The 4,591-nt window shown below is 67.0% G+C and carries 5 protein-coding genes; all 5 read right to left on the bottom strand.

Annotation, left to right across the window (positions count from 1 at the left end):
• Positions 1 to 31: 31 nt before the first annotated feature.
• The 5 genes from DD1DGNOD_RS17120 to DD1DGNOD_RS27190 all read right to left on the bottom strand — a co-directional run bounded on the left by DD1DGNOD_RS17120 (position 32) and on the right by DD1DGNOD_RS27190 (position 4,379).
• Positions 32 to 313, bottom strand: a complete 282-nt coding sequence (locus DD1DGNOD_RS17120; protein WP_131770600.1) for a helix-turn-helix domain-containing protein — start codon at positions 311 to 313, stop codon at positions 32 to 34.
• A gap of 72 nt (positions 314 to 385) precedes the next feature.
• A complete protein-coding gene (locus tag DD1DGNOD_RS17115; protein ID WP_206443253.1) occupies positions 386 to 1,021 on the bottom strand; it encodes a DUF2637 domain-containing protein in 636 nt (211 codons plus the stop codon).
• The gene (locus DD1DGNOD_RS17110) at positions 1,014 to 1,862 is read right to left on the bottom strand and encodes a replication-relaxation family protein (protein ID WP_131770599.1); all 849 of its coding nucleotides are present in this window, start codon (positions 1,860 to 1,862) and stop codon (positions 1,014 to 1,016) included. Before DD1DGNOD_RS17110 ends, DD1DGNOD_RS17115 begins: the two co-directional genes overlap by 8 nt.
• A 133-nt stretch (positions 1,863 to 1,995) precedes the next feature.
• Positions 1,996 to 4,209 carry a type IV secretory system conjugative DNA transfer family protein gene (locus DD1DGNOD_RS17105; RefSeq protein WP_131770598.1) on the bottom strand — a complete coding sequence of 738 codons (2,214 nt, stop codon included), beginning with the start codon at positions 4,207 to 4,209 and terminating at the stop codon, positions 1,996 to 1,998.
• Positions 4,206 to 4,379 carry a hypothetical protein gene (locus DD1DGNOD_RS27190; protein WP_165036814.1) on the bottom strand — a complete coding sequence of 58 codons (174 nt, stop codon included), beginning with the start codon at positions 4,377 to 4,379 and terminating at the stop codon, positions 4,206 to 4,208. Before DD1DGNOD_RS27190 ends, DD1DGNOD_RS17105 begins: the two co-directional genes overlap by 4 nt.
• Positions 4,380 to 4,591 lie beyond the last annotated feature (212 nt).

Here is a 4,591-nt window from a genome sequence, read left to right as displayed (position 1 = left end):
ACCCCACACAGAGGCCACACACCGACCACTGTCACTGGAGTATTAGGTAGGGAGTGATGCTTGGAAGGCCGCTTGGAGGCGTCACGCCGATGTAGGCAAACGCCTCGGATTCGTCCAGTTCCAGCACGCGCGCGAGCTGCTGGACGTGTTCTATTGGTGGGTTCTCTACTTCACCTTTGAGAATCCGACCTACTGTGGATTTTGGAACCCCGCTTGCCGAGGCTAGCTGCCGTAAAGTGAGTCCGGCTTCCTGGCGGCCCAGCTCAAGGTATTGCCCGAGCGTTTCCGCGATTGGATGGTTAGTCTCGTTCATTTTTCTTCCCCTTACAAAAGAGACTATAAATTATCTGTCCCGAAAATGGGACAGTTTAATTGACAACATCAATCACTTTTCGGTGTGGGTCTCTGGTGAGCTGCGTATTTTTCGCAACAACTCACTGGCCCGGTCGCTGCTGACGTGGAGCTGCCTGCGGAGCTGGTCCCGTGTGATCGGCTTGCCGTGCTCGGTGCGGTGGGCGTCATCAGCGGCGCGGGCGGCCTCAAGGAGGTCGTCCCCGCCGGCGTTGGCCTCGTCCTGGTGCTCGTGCAGCTCCGTACTGGGTATCGCGGCTTCGTCCTCGTCGTTCTGGACGCGTAGGACGGCCAAGTGCGAGAGCAGGCCGAGGACGGCGGGCGGGACGGCACCGACGAGCACGACGATGGGCCACGTCACGGTGAGCACGTGGGCGGCAATCAGGTGCCAGGCGGCGTTGCCGACCAAGGACAGGCCGATAGCCCCGATGGCGTTCCAGCGGGCGAACCGGCGAGCCGCCGTTGAGCTGGTGGCCTTGGACAGCCACACGCGGGTAGCGGTCATGGCGTAGGCGTCAATGGTGAACGGCAACAGCGGTGCCAACGCTTCCGGCCAGCCGGTAGCAGCTGCCAGCGACTGCAGCCCCGAGAAGCTGCTGACGGCCGCAGCGCAGGCCGTGACGGTCATGCCGAGAATCACCCACCAGTCGCGCGGGTGCTGCCTACTCATGGGCGGCCTCACTGAGTTCCGCGGTGAGCCAGCCCACGGCCTCGTCGTGCAGCACCACGACGAACAACTCATCGGCGGGGGCGGGCAATTTGGTGACGACGCTGGCGACCACCTCGCGTCGCTCCAAGGTCGGCACCGTGACGAGAACACGCGGCACGACATCGCCAGGCCCGAGCTGCCCCAGGCTCACAAAGTCGATGTAGGCGAGGAACTTCCCGCGCAACGTGGGTACGGCCTCGGTGGCGAGATCGACTTCTACCCACCAGTGGTCGGTGAACTTGCCTGCCGAGATCGACAGGTAGGCGTCTGGCTTCATCCATCCGCCGGCTCCGTTGGGCCACCAGGCGGCGGGCTCGGCCTGGAAGTTGTCGAGCGTGAAGCTCTCGGCTCGGGAGCGTTCGACCAGCTGCACGTACAGTTCGCTCGTCGCCAACGTGTGCGCCACGAAGCGATCCCCGATCGGCCCCGGCCGCCGGATGCGCTCCTTGGTCTGCGACAGGTTGCGGCGCAGTCGCAGCAGGCGTTCCCCAGCGGTGTCCAGCGCGTAGGTGAGCTGTGCCGAACCGCGGAGGCTGCCGCCCACGCGACGAGCAAGCGGCGTGAGCGCCTGGGCGTCGACCAGTCGCTTGAGCACGCGCCAACGGACGACGGATCGGCTCTTGCCGGTCAGTTCCGCGAAGTGCAGCCGTTCGAGCTGGAGGCCGGTCACCAGTCGCAGGCGGTTGACCGTTGCGAGGATCGACCACTCGCGGTCGGTCAGCGTTTCGGCCAGCGCGACGACGAGCGCCGACCGGACACGACGGCCGGAGGACGGGGTGGACGGGAAGGCACGAGGCGTCATGCCGAGTCCTCTAGGAAGAGGAGGAGGCATTTCGTTGGCGCTATCGGCCTGGCCGCGCCGTCTGACATCGGTGGCCGCGAAATGAGGTGCCAGGCGACCCCAACGCCGAGACCAACACGTCGCGTGGCGCGGCTCATGACGTACCCCCGCGCCGAGCGCGCCCGATCTTGCCGGATGCCGGAGTCTCGGCGCGCGAGCGGAGGGCCGCTTCCACGTCGGCCCGCGCAACGCCGAAGCGCTGGCGGCTCTGCTCCGCGAGCACGGCCGGGTCGTGGGCTGGCTCGCTGAGCGGGTAGGTGAGGCCGGTCGTGGGCGGTCGGGTCTGACCGTGGATGCTGGGCCGGATGGCGGTCTCGTGAGCGGGCAGGCCCATGAGGTCGGCAGCGGTCAGCGCCGGGGCAAAGCGCTTCTCCAGAGCGCGGGCGTCGTCGTGGTCGAGCTGGAAGGCGACTTGCGAACGAGCGGTGCCGAGGACGGCGGCTTGCACCTGGCGGGGAAGCTGGTCGAGGTACTGATGCGCCAGGGTCAGCCCAAGGCCGAGACCGCGAGCCTGGGCCAGCATGTCGGCCAGCTCGCCATCGGTGCCGAGTCGCAACACGTCTTGGAACTCGTCCAGGTAGGCCCATGCCGGTCGGCGCTTCTCAGCCGGGACGGCTGCGCGGGCCAGGGTGCTCTGCCACAGCGCGGCCATGAGCAGGGAACCGAGTAGGTGCGCCGTTTCGGTGCCGACCGTGCCCTTGCTGAGGGCGACCAGCACAACGCTGCGCTTGGTGAACACGTCCGCCAGGTCGATGCCGCTGGACTGTCCGAGCATCAGGCGCAGTGGCGTACGGGTGGTCAGACTGCGCAGCTTGTTGAGGCTGGGGCCGATCACCTGTGCGCGTTCGCCTTCACTCATGCGCTCGTAGGCCGACCAGAAGGAACGCACCGAGTCCGGGACGGTCGTCTGCGCTGTGACGAACTTGCGGAAGGTCGGGTTGAGCAGCAGCTCGGGCACCTCGGTCAACGCGAACGCCGAGCCGTCGTGAGCGCGCGTGTGGGTGAGCGTCAGCAGGCAGGTACGGAGTACGTCACTCGTCCTCGGTCCCCAGGACGAACGCCACAGTTCCGAGAAGACATGCACGACGTGATCGACAACCAACTCCCGTTCCTGTTCACCGCGACCGACTTGCAGGACGTTGAATCCGATCGGGAAGTCGGTGGCGGACGGGTCGAGGACGATCACGTCCTTCGTCCTGGCGTCTGGTACGCGGGCCAGGACATCCGACACAAGGTCGCTCTTGGGGTCCATGAGCACCAGGCCGTCGCCGCGCCCGATGTCCTGGAGCGCAGCGTTGGCGATGAGCGTGGACTTGCCCACGCCGGTCGGCCCGATCAGATGCAAGTGCCGGAGCCGGTCGCTGGTAGCGAGAGCCAACGGCCGGTCCTGAGCACCGGGGAAGTTGCTGGCCGCGAGCACCAGGCCGGAGCGCGCCATGTCCTGTGGCGGTGGCAGCTGCCGGGCGCGGCCGAGTTCCAGGCCGGGGAGGTGCAGGTTGCCGAGCGGGAACCCGAGGAGTCCGGCGGCCTCCTCGGTGTTGATGCGCATCGGCCAGACGGTCAGTGGTACGGCCCGGTTGTAGAGGCGTTCGGTCACGGTGGACAGCGGCAGCAACCGCGGGAGGACCGAGACGCCTGGAGCATCCAGCACCTTCAGGGCGTTGGTCACGCGGCCGAGCAGGTTCACGGCCCGAGCGCGCGACGGTGCGGAGACGGCTACGCGAGCCACCGCGTTGAAGACCGGCGCGGCGTTCTTGGCGCGCACCGCGCGGGCCAGTTCGCCCGCGTCCTCCTTACCCGGGAGGAAGACGCGACCGCCAGAGAGCAACCACTGCACGCGAACAACCTCGCCGTGCGCGAAGGGGTGCAGCCCGGAGAGAAGCGAAGTCACGGCGGCCTGAGCGCGGTCGGTCGCCAACGGCCGCTGCGCACTCGTCAGCTTGAACTCACGGGCTGCGCGCACCGCCGGCCGCGCCGCGAGGTAGCCAGGCGAGAGGTCGGCCCGCACTCCTGGGAGCGCCGAGCGAAGCCGGGCCAGCGTGCTCGTCTCGTGTGACCGCGACATGAGCAAGTAGAAGCCGATGCCCTGGCGAGAGGCTTCGATCTCGATGCCGACCGGCCAGTGCTGGGAGTCGGCCGCGACGGAGGCCAGCCAACCGCTGACCTGGTCGGCGGTGAGTCCGGCCGGTAGCCGGAGCTGGTAGGCGACCAGCCGACGACGCCACGACAAGGCGTCGAGCCAGCGTGCGCCGATGATCAGGCCGAGGATCGTGAAGCCACCGGCAGCGAAGAGGAGGGCCAGCATCATGACGGCCGCTCCTGATCAGGTTCGCCGGTCGGGGAGGTGGCGGGGTTGGCCTTGGCGTCCGCGCTCAGGCGGTGCAGGGCGAAGGCAATGAGGGCGTCAGCGAAGCGCGCGACATCGAGTTGGGCGCGGCGTTCGCCAACGACATGAATTTTCTTTCGAGATCTTTCCATAGGGAGCCTTTCCGTTAGTTGGGGCTGCCAGAAGCAGCCGAGCTTGCGAAAACACGGATGCACTCCCTTCTTGTTGTTATGGAGCTGACGGGCGGCGTGGTCGAGCCGTAGAAATTACAGCTGCCGCGCCGCCAGAGAGACAGCTGTTAATTCCGCAGCAGGCCGCTTAGTACTCCAGTGACAGTGGTCGGTGTGTGGCCTCTGTGTGGGGT

This window comes from Candidatus Protofrankia californiensis, assembly GCF_900634765.1.
GTDB lineage: Bacteria > Actinomycetota > Actinomycetes > Frankiales > Frankiaceae > Protofrankia > Protofrankia californiensis.
Note: the sequence above shows the minus strand (reverse complement) of the source record. Positions and strands in the feature narration are given on the sequence as shown.

Bases quoted from the DNA above. Each gene is read 5' to 3' on its own strand.
- DD1DGNOD_RS17105 (WP_131770598.1), bottom strand. From the start codon at position 4,209: ATGATGCTGGCCCTCCTCTTCGCTGCCGGTGGCTTCACGATCCTCGGC.
- DD1DGNOD_RS27190 (WP_165036814.1), bottom strand. From the start codon at position 4,379: ATGGAAAGATCTCGAAAGAAAATTCATGTCGTTGGCGAACGCCGCGCC.
- DD1DGNOD_RS17115 (WP_206443253.1), bottom strand. From the start codon at position 1,021: ATGAGTAGGCAGCACCCGCGCGACTGGTGGGTGATTCTCGGCATGACC.
- DD1DGNOD_RS17110 (WP_131770599.1), bottom strand. From the start codon at position 1,862: ATGACGCCTCGTGCCTTCCCGTCCACCCCGTCCTCCGGCCGTCGTGTC.
- DD1DGNOD_RS17120 (WP_131770600.1), bottom strand. From the start codon at position 313: ATGAACGAGACTAACCATCCAATCGCGGAAACGCTCGGGCAATACCTT.